This is a genomic window from Saccharomonospora amisosensis (genome assembly GCF_011761185.1).
Taxonomy (GTDB): Bacteria; Actinomycetota; Actinomycetes; order Mycobacteriales; family Pseudonocardiaceae; genus Saccharomonospora_A; species Saccharomonospora_A amisosensis.
Genome location: NZ_JAAOYM010000001.1, coordinates 3,865,049 through 3,884,653, shown reverse-complemented (window position 1 = coordinate 3,884,653; position 19,605 = coordinate 3,865,049). Strand labels below are relative to the sequence as shown.

18 protein-coding genes are annotated in these 19,605 nt (G+C 70.0%); 14 read left to right on the top strand and 4 right to left on the bottom strand.

Features of this window, described 5'->3' with window-relative positions; genetic code table 11:
* Positions 1-4 precede the first annotated feature (4 nt).
* The 5 genes from FHU38_RS18850 to FHU38_RS18830 all read left to right on the top strand — a co-directional run bounded on the left by FHU38_RS18850 (position 5) and on the right by FHU38_RS18830 (position 6,263).
* Positions 5-1,396 carry an NYN domain-containing protein gene (locus tag FHU38_RS18850; protein ID WP_167173260.1) on the top strand — a complete coding sequence of 464 codons (1,392 nt, stop codon included), beginning with the start codon at positions 5-7 and terminating at the stop codon, positions 1,394-1,396.
* 118 nt (positions 1,397-1,514) lie between these two features.
* On the top strand, positions 1,515-3,293 hold the full coding sequence (locus FHU38_RS18845) for a D-alanyl-D-alanine carboxypeptidase family protein (RefSeq protein WP_167173257.1): 1,779 nt from the start codon (positions 1,515-1,517) through the stop codon (positions 3,291-3,293).
* 43 nt (positions 3,294-3,336) lie between these two features.
* The gene (locus FHU38_RS18840) at positions 3,337-3,570 is read left to right on the top strand and encodes a hypothetical protein (protein ID WP_167173255.1); all 234 of its coding nucleotides are present in this window, start codon (positions 3,337-3,339) and stop codon (positions 3,568-3,570) included.
* Between the two features lie 438 nt (positions 3,571-4,008).
* The gene (locus FHU38_RS18835) at positions 4,009-5,058 is read left to right on the top strand and encodes a C40 family peptidase (RefSeq protein ID WP_313886827.1); all 1,050 of its coding nucleotides are present in this window, start codon (positions 4,009-4,011) and stop codon (positions 5,056-5,058) included.
* Between the two features lie 38 nt (positions 5,059-5,096).
* Entirely contained in the window at positions 5,097-6,263 is a 1,167-nt protein-coding gene (locus FHU38_RS18830; protein ID WP_167173251.1) for a glycosyltransferase family 4 protein, read from the top strand.
* On the opposite strand, the gene FHU38_RS18825 is transcribed toward FHU38_RS18830, so the two are convergent.
* A complete protein-coding gene (locus tag FHU38_RS18825) occupies positions 6,260-6,907 on the bottom strand; it encodes a uridine kinase (RefSeq protein WP_167173249.1) in 648 nt (215 codons plus the stop codon). The genes FHU38_RS18830 and FHU38_RS18825 overlap by 4 nt on opposite strands.
* Positions 6,908-6,990: 83 nt before the next feature.
* On the opposite strand from FHU38_RS18825, the gene FHU38_RS18820 reads away from it, so the two are divergent.
* The 6 genes from FHU38_RS18820 to FHU38_RS18800 all read left to right on the top strand — a co-directional run bounded on the left by FHU38_RS18820 (position 6,991) and on the right by FHU38_RS18800 (position 13,563).
* The gene (locus FHU38_RS18820; RefSeq protein ID WP_167173247.1) at positions 6,991-8,316 is read left to right on the top strand and encodes an adenosylmethionine--8-amino-7-oxononanoate transaminase; all 1,326 of its coding nucleotides are present in this window, start codon (positions 6,991-6,993) and stop codon (positions 8,314-8,316) included.
* Positions 8,317-8,574: 258 nt separating this feature from the next.
* Positions 8,575-10,848, top strand: coding sequence for a SulP family inorganic anion transporter (locus FHU38_RS18815; RefSeq protein ID WP_243852295.1), 2,274 nt, complete (start codon positions 8,575-8,577; stop codon positions 10,846-10,848).
* 34 nt (positions 10,849-10,882) lie between these two features.
* Entirely contained in the window at positions 10,883-11,605 is a 723-nt protein-coding gene (gene bioD, locus FHU38_RS18810; RefSeq protein WP_167173245.1) for a dethiobiotin synthase, read from the top strand.
* Between the two features lie 108 nt (positions 11,606-11,713).
* The gene (gene bioB / locus FHU38_RS18805) at positions 11,714-12,730 is read left to right on the top strand and encodes a biotin synthase BioB (RefSeq protein ID WP_167173242.1); all 1,017 of its coding nucleotides are present in this window, start codon (positions 11,714-11,716) and stop codon (positions 12,728-12,730) included.
* Positions 12,727-12,936, top strand: coding sequence for a biotin synthase auxiliary protein BsaP (bsaP, locus tag FHU38_RS28045; RefSeq protein WP_313886826.1), 210 nt, complete (start codon positions 12,727-12,729; stop codon positions 12,934-12,936). Before bioB ends, bsaP begins: the two co-directional genes overlap by 4 nt.
* A 39-nt stretch (positions 12,937-12,975) precedes the next feature.
* Positions 12,976-13,563 (top strand): DUF2567 domain-containing protein, encoded by a 588-nt coding sequence (locus tag FHU38_RS18800; protein ID WP_167173240.1) that lies wholly within the window; start codon positions 12,976-12,978, stop codon positions 13,561-13,563.
* Positions 13,564-13,686: 123 nt separating this feature from the next.
* Here the strand turns inward: FHU38_RS18800 and FHU38_RS18795 are convergent, their stop codons facing one another.
* Complete coding sequence (locus FHU38_RS18795) at positions 13,687-14,400, bottom strand: LON peptidase substrate-binding domain-containing protein (RefSeq protein ID WP_167173238.1); 714 nt, start codon at positions 14,398-14,400, stop codon at positions 13,687-13,689.
* Positions 14,401-14,409: 9 nt separating this feature from the next.
* Positions 14,410-15,135 carry an NUDIX hydrolase gene (locus FHU38_RS18790; protein ID WP_390623326.1) on the bottom strand — a complete coding sequence of 242 codons (726 nt, stop codon included), beginning with the start codon at positions 15,133-15,135 and terminating at the stop codon, positions 14,410-14,412.
* 93 nt (positions 15,136-15,228) lie between these two features.
* Here FHU38_RS18790 and nadA point away from each other — a divergent pair, with 93 nt between their 5' ends.
* Genes nadA through nadC form a run of 3 tightly spaced genes read left to right on the top strand, consistent with a single transcriptional unit; the run spans position 15,229 to position 18,736 of the window.
* The gene (gene nadA / locus FHU38_RS18785; RefSeq protein WP_167173236.1) at positions 15,229-16,236 is read left to right on the top strand and encodes a quinolinate synthase NadA; all 1,008 of its coding nucleotides are present in this window, start codon (positions 15,229-15,231) and stop codon (positions 16,234-16,236) included.
* Positions 16,233-17,873 carry an L-aspartate oxidase gene (locus tag FHU38_RS18780; RefSeq protein WP_167173234.1) on the top strand — a complete coding sequence of 547 codons (1,641 nt, stop codon included), beginning with the start codon at positions 16,233-16,235 and terminating at the stop codon, positions 17,871-17,873. Before nadA ends, FHU38_RS18780 begins: the two co-directional genes overlap by 4 nt.
* Positions 17,870-18,736 (top strand): carboxylating nicotinate-nucleotide diphosphorylase, encoded by an 867-nt coding sequence (gene nadC / locus FHU38_RS18775; RefSeq protein ID WP_167173232.1) that lies wholly within the window; start codon positions 17,870-17,872, stop codon positions 18,734-18,736. Before FHU38_RS18780 ends, nadC begins: the two co-directional genes overlap by 4 nt.
* A 23-nt stretch (positions 18,737-18,759) precedes the next feature.
* Here the strand turns inward: nadC and FHU38_RS18770 are convergent, their stop codons facing one another.
* Positions 18,760-19,560 carry a carbon-nitrogen hydrolase family protein gene (locus tag FHU38_RS18770; protein ID WP_167173230.1) on the bottom strand — a complete coding sequence of 267 codons (801 nt, stop codon included), beginning with the start codon at positions 19,558-19,560 and terminating at the stop codon, positions 18,760-18,762.
* Between the last annotated feature and the right edge of the window lie 45 nt (positions 19,561-19,605).

Below are 19,605 nucleotides of genomic sequence, written 5' to 3'. Positions count from 1 at the left end.
ATGGATGCTGCCGTCACCCGCGCACCCAGAGCGACCCGAGGAGACCGCCTCCGGGCACGTCACAGGCGCGCCCGGTGACCCGGCGCCGTCACCGGAACCCGAACCCGAATCCGAGCCCGTCGACTGGCTAGGGCTACCTGAACCGGTGCGAGAGCGAATCGCCGAGCTGACGGCCGCCGCGCTCGGCAAGCTGACAGGCGACGACATTCCCAGGCAGTTGCGGCCGGTGGCCCGGTTCGCCCCGGCCAAACGGGCACGGCTCGGGGGTAACGCCCTGCTCACCGGGCTGAGAGACTCCAGCCGGTTTCGCACCGCCGTGCTGGAGTGGCTGCGGCAGAACCGCTTCGACGCGCTGAACCCCAACGACGAGGATTCGGTCGCCGCGGCGGCCGCCGCCGTGTTGCTCGGCGAGTCCAGTGCGTCCTCGCGGATCCGGCTTGTGGCCAAGAACGCGGAGGAAACCACCTTGCGTGCCGAACGGGACGCGGCCGTGGCGCGTAGCCGCAAGCTGGAGGCCGAGGTGCAGCGACTTCGTGCTGACCTCGAGCAGGCCAGGCAGGAGGTCGAGCAGGCGCGAGGGGGGCGCGAGAGCGAACTCGACCGGCTGCGCGGCAGACTCAGGGAGCAGGGCATGGTGCTGCGGCAGGCCAGGGACGAGGCCGAGCAGGCACGGGCCGAAGCCGAGCGGGCACGGGCCGAGCAAGCCGCCGAACTGGAGGGGATGGCAGCGCAACTGGAGCGGGAACGCCACAGGGCAGCACGGGAGAGGGAGCGGGCCGAGCGCGCCGTCGGCGAGGCCGAGGTCGCTCGCCAGTCCGCGCGGGAGGCGCGCGACGCCGACGAAGTGCGGTTGTCGATGTTGCTGGATACGCTCAGCGGTGCGGTCGACGGGCTACGCCGGGAGCTTTCCGTCGGTGCGGTGCGGCGGCGCCCCGCCGACATCGTGCGTGGTGCGAGCACGGCCACCAGCGGTGGCCGCGTTTCCGAGCCAGCCATCCTGGAGAAGCTGCTGAGCCTGCCCAACGTGCACCTCATCGTCGACGGGTACAACGTGACGAAGACAGGTTATCCAGACCTTTCGCTGGCCGAACAGCGCAGCAGGCTGGTTGGCCAACTCTCCGCGCTCGCTGCTCGTACCGGTGCAGAGGTCACGGTGGTGTTCGACGGGGCGGACGTGACGTCCATCCCCTCGGCGACGCCGAAGGGAGTGCGGGTGCTGTTCTCCGACCCCGGTGTACTCGCCGACGACGTGATCAGGGCACTGGTGGCGGCGGAGCCGGCTGGCAGGCCGTTGGTGGTGGCCACCTCCGACCAGGCGGTGGTCAGCTCGGTGTGCGGACAGGGTGCCCACGCCGTAGCGGCGCGTGTCCTGCTCACCAGACTCGGCCGCGTCTAGCGAGGTCGCCGTCGCCCGCTTGTGACACGGCGGCAGCCAATCTCGTACCGCAACGCGTGACGATCAGCGCGGCACATCGTTGTTACTGCTGGATTTCACGCGAGTACGGAGGTGCGGGTTGCGGGTCGCTGCGGTCACGTTGTCGCTGCTGTCGGCGGCAACACTGGTGGCGGTTCCTGCCTACGGGCAGGAGCAACCCCCGGCCGACTCCGACGATCGCCGTGTCGAGGCGGGAATCGCGCCGGGCACCCCGGTGCCCGATCGGCGTCCTGGCGAGGCGTTCGCGGATCCCGCCGTCGCCCAACTGCAGCGCACCGCGAGTGAGGTGCAACGAGAACTCGGCACGTTGTCACAGCGTATCGAGTCGGCGCGGGAACGGGCCGATGCGGCGGCGGCGCGGGTTCGGAAGGCGAAGCAGGAACGGCAGGCGGCCGAACGGTTCGTCGCGGCGCGGCAGGACGAGGTCGACGCCTTCTCCAAGTCGGTGTTTCAGGCGATGGGCAGGGCGGATGAGTTCCGGCTGCTCGTCACCGCGGCGAACGGGAAGGAGCTGCTCGACGGCACTTCCATGCTTGGCAGGCTGCGGGCCGCACAGGACGAACGGCTTTCCGGTGCGTTGCGACGACACCGCGATGCCGTGCGTGCCGAGGAGTCGGCCGAGGCCGCCAAGCGGTCCGCGGTGGCACGTGAGTCGGAGTTGCGGAAACGCAGCGTGGACGCGACCAACCGCGCCGATGCCGTCTCGGCCGAGTTGGCGGGTCCTGTCGACGCGGCCAATGAGGCAGTGATCGCGCAGCAGCGGGCACAACGTGAGCGCAACCGAAGGACCACGGACAACTGGAAGGCCTACCTTCGGCGATTGAAGCGGGCGGGTGTCTCGGCGCCTGCGGCGCCCGCGCTCGCCGACCCGGCGCGGCTACCCGCCGGGCTTCGGCCGTTGCTGGGCCGAGACGGCGAACCACAGCCTGGCGTCGCACAGGTCGGTGTGGACGGACAGCGGGTGCTTGTACTGCCGAGGGAGACGATCGCGGCGGTTTCGGCGGCGGTGGCCGCCCTCGGCAAACCCTATGTGCCGCACGAGGGCGGCCAGGGGCCACTGGCCTACTCCTGTGACGGGCTGGTCAGTTCCGTGTTCACCAGCGCGGGTATCGAGTTGCCTGGCTCGGCGAGTAGGCAACTCGCCACCGGCAGGCGGGTGCCCTCCGGCGACGCGCAACCCGGCGACCTCATTTTCGTCGGCCCGGAGCGGTACGGCGTGCAGTCGGTGGGCATCGTGCTCGATCTGCGCACCATGCTGGTCGCCGACGCCAGACTCGCGGGTGTGGTCGTGACCGATCGTCCCGCGGCTGACTCGGTGCTCGGCGTGGTGCGTCCCACACTGGGCAGGCAGGCGGCGCGGCCGGTGCCGCAGCGAGCTGAGGGCGAGCTGATCTGGCGCTGCGGCGGCGTCGAACTGCCGAGGCGGCAGGCGGACGAGGCTGCGGGCGCCTGGGGCGGCTATCCCAACGGCCTCATCCCGGCGGCGGCATTGTGTTCGACAGGCGCCGGTTCGCACGTGCTTCGCTGTGACGCCGCACAGGCTTACCACGCGATGTCACGGGCGTATGCGGGCAGGTTCGGCAGCCCACTGTGCATCACCGACTCCTACCGCACCTTCGATGTGCAGGTGGATCTGTACCGGCGCAAGCCTTCGTTGGCGGCCGTACCCGGCACGAGCAACCACGGGTGGGGACTCGCGGTCGATATGTGCGGCGGAGTCGAGTCGTTCGGCACACCCCAGTACCGCTGGCTCGCGGCGAACGCGCCTGCGTTCGGCTGGGTCAACCCTGGTTGGGCCCGGCAGGGCGGCGGACGTGAGGAGCCGTGGCACTGGGAATACGTCGGCACGATCGGGTGAGTGGTGGCCGGAATTGTCGGTGCGGCTGCTTAGCGTGCGGCGTATGGACGACATCGACTACCTCGACGACGACATACTGATCATCGACTGCGATCGGTGCCAGGTACGGGGCGACGCCTGCGAAAGCTGCGTCGTCAGCGTCGTGCTCGGTGCCCCGCCGTCGGTGGAGTGGGACCGAGCCGAGCGCCATGCGGTTGACGTGCTCGCGGAAGCGGGTATGGTTCCTCGGCTACGGCTGGTGCCGGACGGGCCGGATCGGCCGCGCCGCGCCGGGTGAACCGTTTCGAGTTCTGCTACACCCGACGAAACCACTGAGCGCTAAGCATTCGACGAGCGGTCACTCCGATCAGGTGAACGGTTTTTGGTGCTTTAGCTCAAGTGTGTCGTATGTATCACATCGGGCGACTATTCGCTGGTCCGAAGGTGCGCGAACGTACGGTGGCCGATTCGGCACTGTGCGCCGGTGGACTCCGTGGCTTCTGTTTCGTAACCTGTCCGAGATCTCGCGCCAGTCAGCCGTTCCAACAGGGTCGGCGACGCGGGATCGCCGCCGAGGCAGCTTGTCGGGGAGCTGTGCCGGACCACCACGTGATGTCAGGCGCGACGCGTCACTAGCTGCGCGCCGCGCTGCCTGGTGAATCACGATCGTCGAGGGCCCCCGACCTCGTGCGGGTGGGCGGGCAGGCGGCCGGAGAGCAAAGGAGAGACGCGCGACGTGCAGTCGCATCCCGTGAAACGTGTGGTGTCGGGAGCGCTGGCGGCCTCCGCTGTGATCGCGGCAGTCACCTTCACCCAGGCACCAGCCACGGCTTCCCCTACCCCCGCCCTCCAACAACCCCAGAGCAGTTCCGAGGCTTTGGAGAAATATCGTGAGCTGGCGAGCAAGGCCGAGAAGCTCAACGAGGAGTATCTGAAGGCCAAGGAGGACCTCAAGGCCAAAGAGGCCGAACTCAAAAAGGTCAGCGGCACGCTGAAGCAGGCCCAGCAGGCCGAGAAGCGGGCGATGGCCGATGTGGAGCGTTTCCGTGTCGACGTCGACAGGTTCGCCGGTGCTTCGTTCACCGCGGGCAGCCAGTTGAACAAGATGTCGGCTCTGCTCACCGGTAGTTCCGCGCAGGACTTCCTCGCCCGTTCCTCCGCGCTGGACGTCCTCGCCACCGACAAGAACGAGGCGCTGCGGCGGTTGCAGGGTGCGGTGGATCAGGCCACGGCCGCGGAGCAGCAGGCGTCGGACGCGCGCCGCAAGGCACAGCAGGCCAAGGACGCCGCCGCGAAGCTGGCCGCCGACATCGAGGCCCGCAAGGAGCGTCTCGACGAGCAGGTCGAAGACCTCGCCGAGCAGGCGGGACTGCTTTCCGACTCCGATGTCGCGGCACAGCAGGACACCGGTGCCGACATCGGCCCTGTGCAGGCACCCGGACCGGCCGCGCAGGCGGCGGTGGACGCGGCGCTGAGCGTGCGGGGCAGCCCCTACGTCTGGGGCGCCACCGGGCCGGATTCCTTCGACTGCTCCGGGCTGACCCAGTGGGCCTACGCACAGGCCGGAATCAGCATCCCCCGTACGAGCAGTTCGCAGTCGACGTACGGCACCCCGGTGTCACGCAGCCAACTCGAACCTGGTGACCTGGTGTTCTTCTACTCACCGGTCTCACACGTCGGCATCTACCTCGGCGACGGCATGATGGTGCACGCGCCCACCTCAGGTGACGTGGTCAAGGTCTCGCCGTTGCAGGACGAGTACAGCGGAGCGCGCCGAGTCGCGTGACGATCAGCCACCTCGCCGGGGCGGGATAGTCTCCCACCATGCGCCGCACGCTCTTGGTGACCAACGACTTCCCACCCCGGCCGGGTGGCATCCAGGCCTATCTCAACGCGCTGGCCACGCGGCTGCCCGCTGACGATCTGGTGGTATACGCGCCTTCATGGGAACGCGGGCACACCTCGCACCGAGAGTTCGACGCCGAAGCCGGTTTCGAGGTGGTGCGCCACCCGACCACACTCATGCTTCCCACTCCCGACGTTCTCGCGCGTGCGCGGAGTCTGCTGCGCTCGCGTGACTGCGAAACCGTGTGGTTCGGTGCGGCCGCGCCGCTGGCGCTGCTCGGCCCCTCCCTGCGCGACGCGGGAGCGCGACGCGTCGTCGCCTGTACCCATGGCCACGAGGTCGGTTGGTCGATGCTGCCAGGTGCCAGGCAGGCGTTGCGTCGCATCGGCGACACCGCCGACGTCGTCACGTTCGTCAGTCAGTACACCCGCCGCAGGTTCGCGTCGGCGTTCGGTCCGCTCGCGGGCCTGGAACCTCTTCCGTCGGGAGTGGACTGCGAACTGTTTCGACCGGACGACGCCGCTCGGGCCGAGCTGCGGAAGCGCTACGGTCTCGGCGATCGGCCCACCGTCGTGTGTGTATCCCGACTCGTGCCTCGCAAGGGGCAGGACATGCTGATCCGCGCGCTGCCGCTACTGCGAAAGCGGGTTGGCGACGCGGCCTTGCTGATAGTGGGCGGCGGTCCGTACCGCAACCGGCTCGCGGAACTGGCCAGGCAGTGCGGTGTCGCCGAGCACGTGGTGCTGACCGGCTCGGTGCCGTGGCGGGAACTTCCAGGGCACTACGCCGCCGGAGACGTGTTCGCGATGCCCGCCCGCACCAGGGGTGGTGGGCTCGACGTGGAAGGGCTCGGCATCGTCTACCTCGAAGCTTCGGCCACCGGCCTGCCGGTGGTGGCGGGAAACTCCGGTGGCGCCCCGGAGACGGTGCTCGACGAGGTCACCGGGCACGTGGTGGACGGACGCAAGCTCGACGCGATAGTGGACACCTTGGCGCCGCTGCTTTCCGACCCGGTGCGGGCGGCGCGCATGGGAGAGGCGGGCAGGCGCTGGGTCAGCGAGAACTGGCGCTGGGACGTGCTCGCGCGACGGCTGGCCGCGTTGCTGGACGGCACCCCGGTGTCCGAGGGCACGCGTCCTCGCTAGCTTTCACCTTCGCGCACGGCGGGATGGTCGGGGTGGTCCATGCGCACCACGACGTCGGCGGTTTCGGCAGGTGCGACCTCTTGTTCGTAGCGCCGGTAGGCGGGAAGCGCCCAGTGCTCCCGCATCGGCAGCCTGCGGTGCAGGGCCGATGCGGAAAGCCACAGGTGCACCGTGAGGTCGAAGTCCAGGCCCCTGCCGAGCAGTAACTCGCCGTCGAGCAGGAGCACCGTGCCTTGCGCGACTTCGGTGCGCGGCAGCCGGTAGGCGCGGTCCCGGCCGCGGTCCCAAAGTGCGGGCAACACCTTTCCCGTGCCGCCGCCTGCGAGCGGACCGAGCACCTCGCGGCGCAGCGCGCCGGTGTCGAGCCAGTCGTCGTAGCGCGCGTCGGGATCGTGGCGGCCCCGTTCCAGCCGTAGCGAAGCAGGCCGGAGAAAATCCCAGGCCGACACGCGCAGCACGTCGCGCCCTCGCACGCGCAGCGGGTCCACCAGCGCGTCGGCGAGTGCGGCCGGGTCGGTGGCGATCGCTGCCCCGTCGAGGGCGACGCGCGCCCACCGCGTTGCTGGCAGGGCGGCGACCCGATCGGCGAGCTCCGATACGAGCCGTTCCGGCGAAATGGGCCGAAATCGCGTGCTGGTCGCCATGCCGGTCACCGTAGTCGGCGCGCGGCTGAGGGACCGGCGGACGGGGACGGGTGGCCGGTCGGTGGCGTCGTAGAGTGCGCGCTATGACCCCCTCCGACCCCTCGACACCCCCGCAGGCGCGCTCCGCCGACTCGATCCGGGAACTGCTCGCGCTCGACGCCGAACACGTGTGGCACCCCTACGGGCCGATGCCGGGCACGGTGGCGCCGCTGCTGGTCGAGGAGGCACACGGGGTGCGCCTGCGGCTTGCCGACGGGCGGGAGTTGGTAGACGGCATGTCCTCGTGGTGGTCGGCGATCCACGGCTACCGCCACCCCGCGCTCGACTCCGCGCTGACCGAACAGGTGGGCAGGATGAGCCACGTCATGTTCGGCGGCCTGACGCACGAGCCCGCGATCCGGTTGGCCACCACTCTCGCCGAAATCACGCCCGGCGAGCTGCGGCACGTGTTCCTGTGCGACTCCGGCTCGGTCTCGGTCGAGGTCGCCATCAAGATGTGCCTGCAGTACTGGCGGTCGCTGGGCAGGGAAGGCAAGCGCAGGCTACTGACGTGGCGCGGCGGCTACCACGGCGACACCTTCCACCCGATGAGCGTGTGCGATCCCGAGGGCGGGATGCACGCGCTGTGGCGGGGAGTGCTGCCGCAGCAGCTGTTCGTTCCAGAGCCGCCACCGGGTTTCGACGCCGAGCCCGACCGTGCCTACATCGAGGAACTCGTGCGCACCGTGGAACGCCATGCCGACGAGTTGGCCGCCGTGATCGTGGAGCCGGTGGTGCAGGGCGCGGGCGGGATGCGCTTCCACAACCCGGAGTATCTGCGCGTACTGCGGGAGGTGACCGAGGCCTGCGACGTGCTGCTGGTCTTCGATGAGATCGCGACCGGCTTCGGGCGAACCGGCGCGCTCTTCGCGGCGGAACACGCGGGGGTGAGCCCCGACGTGCTGTGCGTCGGTAAGGCGTTGACGGGCGGCTACCTGACCATGGCGGCCGCGTTGTGCACACCCGAGGTGGCGCGGGGCATCTCGGCAGGGGAGGTGCCGGTGCTAGCGCACGGACCGACGTTCATGGGTAACCCACTGGCGGCCTCGGTCGCGAACGCCTCGGTGGACCTGCTGGCCGACGGTTCGTGGCGTGCCGATGTCGCCAGGATCGAGGCCGGGTTGCGCGCCGGACTGGCACCGGCCGCCGCCGTGCCCGGCGTCGTGGACGTTCGGGTGCTCGGCGGCATCGGGGTCGTCCAACTCGACCACCAGGTGGATGTGGCGGCGGCGACCGAGGCGATCACCGCGCGCGGTGTGTGGCTGCGCCCGTTCCGCGACCTGATCTACACCATGCCGCCCTACGTGTGTGACGACACCGACATCGCGGCGATAGCAGGCGCGATGGTCGCCGCAGCGCGAGTGGCGTGATCCATTCAAGATCACCTGATCTGGTTTGGACCGTCGATTGGCGGTCGTAAACGATCACGTACCGCGACGCTTTTTCGTTGTGCGGTAGTGGATCGGGTGAGAGTGAAATGTGCCTTGTGTACGCAGGCAGGTGGTGGATGTTCGCTTCGTGACGGCCGCGCCGCCTCGAACCGGGTCCGCCTGCCTGCGGTGGCGGACAACTCGGCGACTCTTCGGTTATCTGGTGTGGACACCGCAAGCCGAGTGGAAGGGTTGTCCATGGCAAGCAGAGCCTGCGAGGGTGCGGACGGGCAGCGGCAGCGTGCCCGACACACGACGCGGGTGAGCAGCCTGCTGCGCCACGACCTGCCCGCTTCGCTCGTGGTCTTCCTCGTCGCCGTACCACTGTCGCTCGGCATTGCGCTGGCTTCCGGCGCGCCGATCGCCGCAGGCCTGATCGCCGCGATCGTCGGTGGTGTGGTGGCTGGCGCGGCCGGTGGCTCGGTGCTGCAGGTGAGCGGGCCCGCCGCGGGCCTGACGGTGGTGATGGCACAGACCATCGAGTCGTTCGGCTGGGTCGTCACGTGCGCGATCACGGTCGCGGCCGGGGTGTTGCAGGTGCTGTTCGGGTTGAGCCGCGTCGCCCGTGCGGCACTGGCGATCTCGCCCGCGATCGTGCACGGCATGCTGGCGGGCATCGGCGTGACGCTGGTGCTGGGACAGCTGCATGTCGTGCTCGGCGGTTCCCCGCAGAGCTCCGCGATCGCCAACATCACGCAACTTCCGGGACAACTCGTCGGGCACCACGACGCCGCCGCGTTGCTCGGCGTGCTGACGGTGGGCGTCCTGCTGTTGTGGCCGAGGCTGCCGGTGCTCAAAGTGGTACCCGCGCCGCTTGCCGCGATCACCCTGGTGTCCGCGCTGGCCACCGCGACCGCCATGTCGGTGGAGCGAGTGAGCCTGCCCGACGACCTGCTCGCCATCGAACTGGCACCGAGACTGCCGGAGGGGCGCTGGCTGGAGTTCTCCGTAGCCGTGCTGACGATCGCGTTGATCGCCAGTGTCGAGACACTGCTGTCGGCGGTTGCGGTCGACAAGATGCACACCGTTCGGCGCGCCGACCTCAACCGCGAACTTGTCGGTCAGGGCGTGGCCAACATGACGTCCGGCGTGCTCGGCGGCCTCCCGGTGACCGGGGTGATCGTGCGCAGTTCCACCAACGTGCGTGCTGGGGCCCGTTCGCGGGCTTCGGCGGTGCTGCACGGACTGTGGGTCCTGCTGTTCACCGTTGCACTGGCCGGGCTCATCGAGAGCATTCCGCTGGCCGCGCTGGCCGGGCTGCTGGTCTACGTCGGCGCCCGGCTGGTGGACATGCGGCACATCCGGCAGGTTCGCGGGCATGGTGACCTCCCGGTGTACGCCGTGACCCTGCTGGGCGTGGTGCTGCTCGACCTGCTCTCCGGCGTGCTGATCGGCATCGGGTTGGCGCTCGCACTCATGCTGCGCCGCACCATGTGGTCGGGCATCCATGTGGTGGGCGATGGCGCTCAGCGTCGCATCGTCATCGAGGGTGTGCTCACCTTCCTGTCGGTGCCGCGGCTTTCGGCCGTGCTCGGCACCATCGGCTCCGGCACGACGGTCCGGCTGGAACTCGTGGTCGACTACCTCGATCACGCGGCGTTCGAGTGCCTGTCGAGCTGGCAACAGGAACACGAGCGGACCGGCGGCACGGTGGTGGTCGACGAGATCGGGCACCCGTGGTTCGCGAGTGGCAAGTCCGAGGCGCCGACCGTGCGCAGGAATGAGGCACGGCGTCCGGTGCCGCGCTGGCTGGCGCCGTGGTCGGAGTGGATGGCGAAGGACTTCGGGGTCGCGATCCCCGGGCAACGTGCGCGCCCGCTGCATCGAGGTGCCTCGGAGTTCCAGTGGCGAACGGCACCACTGGTACAGGAGATGCTCAGCAGGCTGGCCGAAGGTCAGCAGCCGCACACCCTGTTCATCGCGTGCGCCGATGCCAGGATTGTGCCCAATGTCATCACCACGAGCGGCCCGGGAGACCTGTTCACGGTTCGCAACATCGGCAACTTCGTTCCGCCGGTCCGCGACGACCAGGCGGGCGCGGACCCGGCTTCGCCGGACGTGTCGGTGTCGGCGTCGATCGAGTACGCGGTGGAGGTGCTGAAAGTCCGCGAGATCGTGGTGTGCGGCCATTCCTCGTGCGCGGCGATGGCGGCACTGCTCGGTGATCTTCCACCCGGCATGCCAGCGCTGTCCCGATGGTTGCGGCACGGCGAGCCGACCCGGCACCGCCACGTGACCGAACTGGCGGCCACGCTCGACGGTGACGTTCCCGAGCGCCCCGGTGACCGGCTGGCGTTGCACAACGTGCTGCAACAGCTCGACCACCTGCGGGTCCACCCGGTTGTGGAGCGGGCACAGCGCAGCGGCGAACTGCACCTGACCGGCATGTACTTCGACGTCGGCAAGGCGCAGGTGTACCTGTTCGACCCCGATGTCGGCTGCTTCGTCCCCGCGGGCGTGAAGGCCGGGTGAAGGGAGGTGGCCGGCTCGGACTAGGGTCGCGAGCGTGACCGTGCTGGTGATCTCTGGAACGGGGACCGGCGTCGGCAAGACAGTCGTGACCGCGGCCATCGCCGCGCTGGCCGCCGAGCGTGGCGAACGGGTCGCGGTGCTCAAGCCCGCGCAGACCGGGGTCGTAGACGCGGAACCGGGTGATCTCGCGGAGGTGCGCCGCCTTGCTGGTGCTGTCACCACCCGCGAGCTGCGCCGCTATCCGGACCCGCTGTCTCCGGAGGCGGCTGCCCGCCGTTGCGGTCTCGACCCCGTCACACCGGCGGAGGCGGCGAGCGCGGCTTGTGAGCTGCACGCCACCCACGATCTGGTGCTGGTGGAGGGCGCGGGTGGGCTGTTGGTGCGGTTCGATCCGGCGGGAGGCACGCTGGCCGACGTCGCGTGGTCGCTTGGTGCGCCGTTGCTGATCGTGGCGCAGGCGGGGTTGGGCACGCTGAACGCCACAGCGCTGACTGCTGAAGTCGCCACGCGCAGAGGTCTTGACGTGGCCGGGGTGGTGATCGGCTCCTGGCCTGCCGAACCGGATCTGGCCTCACGCTGCAACCTCGGTGACCTTCCGGTTGCGGCGGGTGCCCCGCTGCTCGGTGCGATCGCAGAGGGAGCGGCGGGGGAGCAGGCACACCGGTTCCTCGAACATGCCAGGTACGGGCTGTCACCGTGGTTCGGCGGAGAGTTCGACCCGGAATGCTTCACCGGCAGGATGGCGAGCCCGACCTGAGCCCCGCGCGGTAGCCGCTCAGCCCCGACGTGACCCAGGTCGCTGTGTGGCGCCGCGCGGGTAGGTCACACTCGGTCGAACAGGCGAACAGCAGGCGAAGGAGATGGCGTGACGGCCGCAACCACCGAGGCGGAAATCCTCACGATCGCGCGTGAGCAGGTACTCCAGCGGGGCGAGGGACTGTCCGAGGAACAGGTGCTACAGGTGCTGCGGCTCGGTGACGAACACCTCACCGGTCTGCTCGCGCTCGCGCACGACGTGCGGATGTGCTGGTGCGGTCCCGAGGTCGAGGTCGAGGGAATCGTCAGCGTCAAGACGGGCGGCTGCCCGGAGGACTGCCACTTCTGCTCGCAGTCGGGCCGATTTCCCACCCCGGTGCGGTCGGCCTGGCTCGACATCCCTGGACTGGTGAAGGCGGCCGCCGAGACCGCTGCCACCGGTGCCACCGAGTTCTGCATCGTCGCCGCCGTGCGCGGCCCGGACGCCAGGCTGCTGTCGCAGGTGCGTGACGGTATCGCCGCCATCAGAGAGTCCGGTAACGACATCCAGATCGCGTGCTCGCTGGGGATGCTGACCCAGGATCAGGTGGACGAACTCGTCGACATGGGTGTGCACCGGTACAACCACAACCTGGAGACGGCACGGTCGCACTTTCCGAACGTGGTCACTACTCACACCTGGGAGGAACGGTGGGAGACCCTGCGGATGGTGCGCGCCGCGGGCATGGAGGTCTGCTGCGGCGGCATCATCGGGATGGGGGAGAGCGACGAACAGCGGGCGGAGTTCGCCGTTCAGCTCGCGGCACTTGAGCCTGACGAGGTGCCGATGAACTTCCTGATCCCGCAGCCGGGTACGCCGTACGAGTCGTACGAGGTTGTCGAGGGTAAGGACGCGCTACGGGTCGTGGCGGCGTTTCGGCTTGCCATGCCTCGCACGATGTTGCGGTTCGCGGGCGGTCGCGAGCTGACCCTAGGGGACCTGGGTGCCGAGCAGGGGATGCTCGGCGGGATCAACGCGATCATCGTCGGCAACTACCTGACCAACCTCGGCCGTCCCGCGCAGCGCGACCTCGACATGCTCGGCGAGCTGAAGATGCCGATCAAGGCGCTGAGCGAGACGCTGTGAGCGAGCGGTTCTGTGTCCACTGCGGCCGTGAAGAGGCCTTGGCCGGACACGAGTCGTGCCGCAGCCCGCGCACTGCCCTGGAACCGCCCCGGTTCTGCCCGCACTGCGCACGCAGGATGGTGGTGCAGGTGACTCCGGCGGGGTGGTCGGCGCGGTGCAGCAGGCATGGGGAAACCTCCTCGATGGACGCCTTCCCGACCGGCTAGGCTCGCCGCTGACGGGGGCGTCGCAGAGGGAGGTCGGGAGTGCCGGAGCAGGCGGAGCAAGCTGACATCGCGTTGCCGCCGCCCGCGCAACCCGCCGTGAAGCGTGCACCGGCGGCCGGTTTCACCGTCAAGGTCGATCTGCTGCCCGCCGTCAGCGTGGTGTCACTGGTGGGGTTGCTGGGCATCCCACTCGGCTGGTTGTGGGCCCTGCTCGCACCGACGCAGCGCATGCGGGTGGTCACCGAGGAAGGCAGGCTGGTGCCGCTGCAGCTGGAAAGCTGGCACCGCTTCGAGGACATGGCGATCTTCCTGCTGCTGGGTCTTTCGGCGGGCCTGGTTGTCGGGACCGTGGTGTGGTTGCTTCGGGACCGGCGCGGGCCGGTGACGCTGCTCGCGGTGGTTGCCGGCTCGCTGCTGGCCGGGTGGCTGGCAATGCGGTTGGGGCCCGCGTTCGCGGACGCGCGTTACGCCGTGCCCGAGTCGCCACGACTGGGCGCGGTGATCGAGCGGGCGCCGGTGCTGGAATCGCGCTGGGTGCTGCTGGCGCAGCCGATGACGGCCGCGCTCGCCTATGGGGTGCTGGCCGCCTGGAACGGACACGACGACCTGGGCAGGCGGCTGACCTGACCAGCGCGAGTCCCCCGCTCCTGCCCGCGAGTCCCCCGTTCCTGCCCGCGAGTTCTGCGTTCGGGTTCTGTCGAGTGCGACGCTGGGGTATCGATCGCACGGGCACGGCGCGGCGGGCCCGTGCTAATTCAGGCTGGGCCGGGCCGGGTGCTCGCCCACCTCACTGTAGGGCGGCGGCACGGCGCGCAGTTCGGAAAGAAACCCAGCCTCCCTGCTGAGCAACTGGCAGGCCAGCCGCAGTCTGTGCAGCGGCTGGGTTTCCTCCAGCAGGGCCTGTCGGTCGGACAGCGGCAGCATGCAGTCGGCGGCGAGCAGGTAGGCCAGCTCGGCGGGTGCGACATCGGCGGACGGAGAACGCCAGCCGTCGCTGTCCCACGCCAACGCGCAGTAGCGTCGGTGTGCCGCCCTGGCCACATCCGCGAGTCGCTCGCCGACTTCCTCGCCACCTTCCGGAAGCGGTGCGTCGTCGAGCCACTCCACCGTGCCCACGAGGTAGGGCGCGGATCGGGTGTCGAGGTCGAGCAGCCGAAACCGCCGGTGCCCGGTGGTGATGATGTCGAACCGGCCGTCCGGCAAGCGCTTGGCCTCCCGCAGCAACGCGGCGCAGCCGACGCCGTGGACGTGCTCGAGCCGCTCGACTTCGCGCACCACGGAGGTCTTGATGGCGACAACGCCGAACATCCGGTCGGGCACCACCTCGGTCACCAGGTCGATGGTGAGTTGCCGGTAGCGGGGCTCGAAGATGTGCAACGGCAGATGCACACCCGGTAGCAGCACAGTGTGCAGCGGAAACAGCGGCAGTGAGGCGGTTGCATCCTCCTGTCTCCTTTGGGTCACGTTCTCACGTTACGGCGTCGGGGACCGGCGTGCTCGTTCGCGCGTGGCAGGCCGCTTCGGTGTGGGTGGTTTGAGTACCGCGAAGGGGTCTGTCACCTGCATTCCGGCGTGCGCGAACGAGTACAGCGCGGCGGGGCGCCCGCCGGTGCGGCCGGGGGAGGCCGTGCGGCCGGACGGCACCAGCAGCCCGCGCCGGGACAACACGCGTTGCAGGTTGGTCGCCGACACCGGATACCCAAGGGCCGCCGAGTACAGCTCGCGCAGCGTGGACATCGTGAACTCCTTCGGTGCCAGCGCGAAACCGAGGTTGGTGTAGCTCAGCTTCGCCCGCAGCCGGTCCCGGGCGCGCAGCACGATCGCCTCGTGGTCGAAGGCTGTGCGCGGCAGCGCGTCCACCGGATGCCAGGCGGTGTCCTCCGGCACCACGGGGTCCACCCCCGCGGGCACCAATCCCAGGAAGGCGGTGGCGACCACCCTGGGGCCCGGCACCCGGTCCGGTGCACTGAACACCGCCAGTTGCTCGACGTGTGAAAGCTGCTTCACGTCGACCTTCTCGGCGAGCTGCCTGCGGATCGAGGTCTCCACGTCCTCGTCGGGTCGCAGCCTGCCGCCCGGCAGCGACCACCTGCCGATATGCGGATCGAGCGCACGTCGCCACAGCAGCACCCGCAGGCTCGCGGGCCCGTGTGCGGGCGGTCGCTCACCGGCTGCTGTGGCGTAACGCACCTGTAGCACGGCCGCCAGCACCTCGTGTGCCACCGGGTTGTTGCTGTTAATATGTGATAGCACGGTTTTCGATTGTAAGGCGAAAACTAACGGAGGCTCAACATGACGGCGCATGTGGACGAACTCATTCCGTACGGGGGCGTCCGTGCGGACGAGGCTTGGGCCGAGGAGGTGCGCAGGCTCGCCGACGAGCGAGACGCGGTGCTGCTCGCGCACAACTACCAACTGCCCGAGATACAGGAGGTCGCCGACCACACCGGCGACTCGCTCGCGCTGAGCAGGATCGCCGCCGCAAGTGATGCCTCCACCATCGTCTTCTGCGGCGTGCACTTCATGGCCGAGACGGCGAAGATCCTCGCGCCGGAGAAGACCGTGCTGATCCCCGATGCCAGGGCGGGTTGCTCGCTGGCCGACTCCATCACGGGTGAGCAGTTGCGGGAATGGAAGGCGCAGCACCCCGGCGCGGTCGTGGTGTCCTACGTCAACACCACGGCGGAGGTGAAGGCGGAGACCGACATCTGCTGCACGTCGTCAAACGCGGTGGACGTGGTCGCCTCGATTCCGCCGGACACCGAGGTGCTGTTCTGCCCCGACCAGTTCCTCGGCGCACACGTCAGGCGGGAGACCGGCAGGGAGAACCTCCACGTCTGGGCGGGCGAGTGCCACGTGCACGCCGGGATCAACGGCCCCGAACTCGCTGAGCGGGCCGAGGCCGATCCGGACGCCGAGCTGTTCATCCACCCCGAGTGCGGGTGTGCCACCTCGGCCCTGTACCTGGCAGGGGAGGGCACGGTCGCCCCGGATCGGGTGAAGATCTTGTCCACAGGAGACATGCTCAAGGCGGCCAAGCAGACCAAGGCGGGTTCGGTGCTGGTGGCCACGGAGACGGGCATGCTGCACCAGTTGCGCAAGACCGCACCCGAGATCGACTTCCGGGCGGTCAACGACCGCGCCACCTGCCGCTACATGAAGCTGATCACCCCCGCCGCGTTGCTGCGGTCGCTACGGGAGGGTGTCGACGAGGTGCACGTCGATCCGGAGACGGCGCGGCTTGCGCGCGCCTCGGTGCAGCGTATGATCGAGATCGGCCAGCCGGGGGGCGGCGAATGAGCACGCCGGTTACCGACCAAGGGGCGAAAACTCCAGGATGGGAGGCGGCGGCTGACCTGGTCGTGCTCGGCAGCGGGGTCGCCGGGCTGACGGCGGCGCTTCGGGCCGCGGAACTGGGGCTACGGGTTCTCGTGGTCACCAAGGGCTCCGTTGCCGACGGCAACACCCGGTGGGCACAGGGCGGTGTCGCCGTCGTACTCGACGGCGAACACGCCGAGGGCGACTCACTGCTTTCACATGCCGCCGACACCGTCACCGCGGGGGCGGGATTGTGTGACGTCGACGCCGTGCGTGAGATCGTTCGCGCGGGTCCGGGCGCCGTCGCGAGGTTGCGCAGGCGCGGCGCGCGCTTCGACACCACCGACTCCGGGCTGGCGAGAACCCGGGAGGGCGGGCACAGCGCCTTCCGTGTGATTCACGCCGGAGGCGACGCCACCGGCGCCGAGGTGGAACGCGCACTTGTGGCGGCGGCGGGCAGGCAGCGCATCCCAGTGCTCGAGCACCATGTGGCCATCGACGCGCTGCGCACCCCGGCGGGCGAGGTTGCCGGTGTGTCGGTACTTGACGAGCAGGGCGTGCCCGGCTTGCTGCGTGCGCCCGCCGTGCTCGTGGCCACCGGCGGCTTCGGACAGCTCTACCAGGCCACCTCCAACCCTGAGCCTGCGACAGGCGACGGCATCGCGCTGGCACTGCGGGCGGGCGCCTGTGTGGCCGACATCGAGTTCGTGCAGTTCCATCCCACGGTGCTCTACACGCCCTCTGCGCGGGGCAGGCGCCCGCTTGTCACCGAGGCGGTGCGCGGTGAGGGAGCCGTGCTGGTGGACGCCACGGGCAAGCCGGTGATGCGGGGAGTGCACCCGCTGGCCGACCTCGCGCCACGTGATGTCGTGTCCGCCGCGATCGCACGCAGGATGGCCTCGGCACCCGGCGGCGTCGACGACCACGTATTCCTCGACGCCACCGGGATCGCCGGGTTCGAGCGCCGGTTCCCCACGGTGCACGCAGCCTGCCTGGCAGAGGGCGTCGACCCGGCGGTGGACCCGATTCCGGTCACTCCAGCGGCGCACTTCGCCTGCGGTGGCGTGGTCACCGCCACCGACGGGCGTACCGGAGTGCCCGGGCTGTACGCGGCGGGCGAGGTCGCGCGGACCGGACTGCACGGAGCCAACCGGCTGGCGTCCAACAGCCTGCTCGAAGGGCTCGTGCTCGCCGAGCGCGCCGCCGAAGCCGTCGCCGAGGACCTGACCACCCGGCGCCTCGCCGACCCCGCGTACGGCATCGACCCGCGAACCGGTGCCGTGCCGATCGCCGACCGGGACGTGCTGCAACGGGTGATGAGCCGCTACGCCGCTATCGGCAGGGACGCAGAAGGGCTGGCCGTCGCGGGCTCGGTGCTCGATCTGTCCACGGAGAACGGACCGCTGTGGACACACCGGGCCGTGGAGGACGCGGCGCTGACACTCCTGGCGCAGGCGCTGGTCGCGGCGGCCGAGCGCAGGCAGGAGTCGAGAGGCAGCCACGTGCGCACCGACCACCCACGACGCGACGACACCTCCTGGCAGCGCAGCCTGTACGTCCGGCTCGGGCCGTCAGGCAGGCCGGTGCTCGCCGACCCGGTGCTGGAGACCGCGGCGTGACGGCGACAGAACTCGATCTGGACGACGCGCGCAGGGTAGTCACCACCGCACTGGAGGAGGACCTGCGGTACGGGCCAGACGCCACTACGGCCGCGACCGTGCCCGAAGCCGCCACGGCGACGGCCGAACTGACAGCCCGCGCGCCGGGTGTCGTCGCGGGCATACCCGTGGCGCTCACGGTGTTCGACGCGGTGCTCGGTGACGGCTACGAGGTGGTGAGCAGCCGCCTCGACGGCAGCGCCGTGGTGGCGGGCGAACCGGTGCTTGTGGTGCGCGGCGGGGTGCGGGGCCTGCTCACCGCGGAGCGGACCGTGCTGAACCTGCTGTGCCACCTCTCCGGGGTGGCGACCGCGACGGCGGCGTGGGTTTCGGCCGTGCGGGGCACCGGCTGCGCGATCCGCGACTCCCGAAAGACGCTGCCGGGGCTGCGGCTGCTGCAGAAGTACGCGGTGCGCCTCGGGGGCGGGGTGAACCACCGGATGGGCCTTGGCGACGCGGTGCTCATCAAGGACAACCACGTGGTGGCCGCCGGTTCGGTCTCCGAGGCGCTGCGGCTCGCGCGGGAGCACGCGGCGGGGCTGCCGTGCGAGGTAGAGGTCGACAACCTGGACCAACTCGCTGAGGCACTCGACGCGGGCGCCGACGAGGTGCTGCTGGACAACTTCACCCCCGCCGACTGCGCCAACGGCGTGCGGCTGCGTGACGCGCGGTCACCGAGGACCAGGCTGGAGGCCTCGGGCGGGCTGCGGTTGGAGAACGCCCGCGCCTACGCCGAATCGGGGGTGGACTACCTGGCGGTGGGGGCGCTGACCCACTCGGTCCCGGCGCTGGACATCGGGATGGACCTGCGCGAGGCTGGGTGATCGGGGCCGTCGAGGCCGCAGCCTCATTCCCGACCGAGCCTGCGATTGGCCAGCACGCCGGTCGCCTCGCGCGACTTGGCGGCCAGTTCGGGATCGATGTCGGTGACGAGCAGATCCGGTCCGGCGCCCAGCTCCGCGTGCAGGTGCCCGAACGGGTCGGCCACGGCCGAGTACCCGATGCCGGTGGGCGCCTTGGGATTGACCTCGGTGCCGGTCGCGGCCGGATGTGCCTGCCCACACGCCAGCACCCAGCAGCCGGAGTCCAGCGCCCTGGCCCGTACCAGTAGTTCCCATTGTTCGCGTTTGCCCTTGCCCGCGCCCCAGGACGCGGGCAGCACCACCGCACTGCTGCCGGCGTCGGCCAGCGACTGGAACAGCTCGGGGAACCGCACGTCGTAGCAGGTGGCAAGGCCGAGCCTGACCCCATCGACGGCCACGGTGACCTGCTCGGAGCCGCCCGCCACCGTGTCGGACTCGCGGAACCCGAAGGCGTCGTACAGGTGGATCTTGTCGTAGCCGCGGTGCTCGCCGAGTCCGGTCACCAGCAGCGTGTTGCGCACCCGGTCGCCGTCAGGGGTGAACATTCCGGCGATCACCAGCACATCCGCCTCGCGCGCGACCTCGCTGACCGCCAGCGCCCACGGCCCGTCGACCGGCTCGGCGAGCGGCGCGAGCCGCACCCCGAAGCGTGCCATCATCGCCTCGGGGAACACGACCACGCGGGCGCCCTCACCCGCGGCCCGGCCCACCCATTCCCGAACGAGATCGAGATTGGCCTTCGGATCGGTGCTCGAGGTGAGCTGGCACAGGGCGACTCGCAGCACGGCTACCTCCCGGTCGCGGACGCGGTACTGGCTCGTACCCTAGAC